This is a genomic window from Ureibacillus xyleni (assembly GCF_900217795.1).
Classification (GTDB): Bacteria; Bacillota; Bacilli; order Bacillales_A; family Planococcaceae; genus Ureibacillus; species Ureibacillus xyleni.
Window position 1 is genome coordinate 1 of sequence record NZ_OBMQ01000028.1, and the last position, 1,843, is coordinate 1,843.

The following is a 1,843-nucleotide window of genomic DNA, read 5'->3' on the forward strand; positions in this document are numbered from 1 at the left end:
TCGTATTGTCAAAACTTATATATATAAATCGCTAATAATCGTTGGTTTTACAGTCTTTTATGCAAAAAAACTTGCCACCCCCTGAATTTTGATGTTAGTTGAGGTTACCACACCACACAACTACCCAAAAAGGAAGTGACAAGTTTGTACCCTCAATTATTAGCGTATTTAATTGAATTTATCAAGTACCAAGAAAAAATAATTAAAATATTAATGGTGATAATATTTGGTAAGGCTGTTGGAAGTGTGCGTCCTGAACAGCCAATTAATAAAGAATACCGCAAGTTACAAGTTGATAAGTTACCCATTCTGTATCAACCTGAAAAAGCATCCTTTCAGGATTTACTAATCGCCTACTTCCATGAACATGGCAAAGAATTAAAGCCTGTAAGACGACACGCCAAGTCCAAATCAAAAGTACCTGAAAACCTCTGTTGTCCTAAGTGTGGTGCACCTTCCTCGTATTTGTATGCGAATAATGGTGCAAAAGGACAATATCAATGTAAGGTATGTGATTGCTTATTTAATCAAAAAAGTCGCTATCAGAAAGAGGCTATTCTTCGTTGCCCCCACTGTATGAAGACCTTAGAGAAAATTAAAGAGCGAAAAGATTTTCACATTTGGAAGTGTAAAAATAATCAGTGTTCCTATTATTTATCCAATATAGGTCGAATGAGTAAGGAAGAAAAGACCCGATTTAAACAAGATCCACAGGCGTTTAAAGTGCGTTATATTTATCGTGAATTTTTGTTTGATTATCAACCTTTATCTCCAGCATCACCAGTAAAACCACGTGTAGATTTATCACGGATTCATACGTCATCCCATACACTTGGATTGATTTTGACATACCATGTGAATTACGGTATTTCAGCACGGAAAACAGCAGCGATTATGCAAGACATACATAATGTTTCCATTTCACATCAAACGATATTAAATTACGTGAACAGTGTCTCCATCTTGATGAAGCCCTTCGTTGATGGTTATCCTTATGAACTGTCCGATCAATTTTGTGGCGACGAAACGTATATTCGGGTTAATGGGAAATGGCATTACTTATTCTTTTTCTTTGATGCGGCGAAAAAAGTTATTCTCTCTTACCGTGTTTCGCCTAATCGCGATACATTGTCTGCCATTAAAGCAATCGATGATGTTTTACAAAAGTTCAAGGAGATTCCCGAAAACCTGAATTTAATCGTGGATGGCAACCCCATTTACTTATTAGCACAACACTTTTTCGCACAACATGACATTTGGTTTGATGTGACACAAGTGATAGGCTTAACGAACGAAGATCCAGTGTCAGCCGAATATCGTTGGTTGAAACAAATTATCGAACGTCTAAACCGGACATTTAAAGGGCATTACCGTGCGACAACAGGCTTTGGTTCCGAAGCTGGCTCGGTATCGTTTGTGACGATGTTTGTGGCCTATTTTAATTTCCTTCGACCGCATGCAAAGCTGGAAAAGCGTGTGCCGGTCATGATTCCAGAGTTGGACCAGATGCCACATATGCCAGCACGTTGGACAAAACTGATTGAACTGGCCCAATTGGAGTTAACGAAATAACCGCAGCCTACTTTTTTTAGCAGAGCCCTCAAATAACTACATACGAATGACAATCGGCGTAGCGAACTCTTGACAAACCGAATGGAGAAAAGGTTAAAATTGGTATTTGGCGAGGGTTATTTGGTGTGCCTACTTTTTCCCCTTCGCCCTCAAAAATATGGGCGCAACCTTTTCGGAATGTTTGTCAAGAGCGATTGTCCCCTCGTTCGGAGAGTACTTATCGCCCAATACCTTGTGTTTTTCAATTTTTCATAGAAGTTTTGACACTACC

The 1,843-nt window shown here is 38.8% G+C and carries 1 protein-coding gene; it reads left to right on the forward strand.

The window, feature by feature from the left end:
* The first annotated feature begins 144 nt into the window (after positions 1-144).
* Positions 145-1,572, forward strand: a complete 1,428-nt coding sequence (locus CRO00_RS19790; protein WP_097075401.1) for a DDE-type integrase/transposase/recombinase — start codon at positions 145-147, stop codon at positions 1,570-1,572.
* Positions 1,573-1,843: the final 271 nt, after the last annotated feature.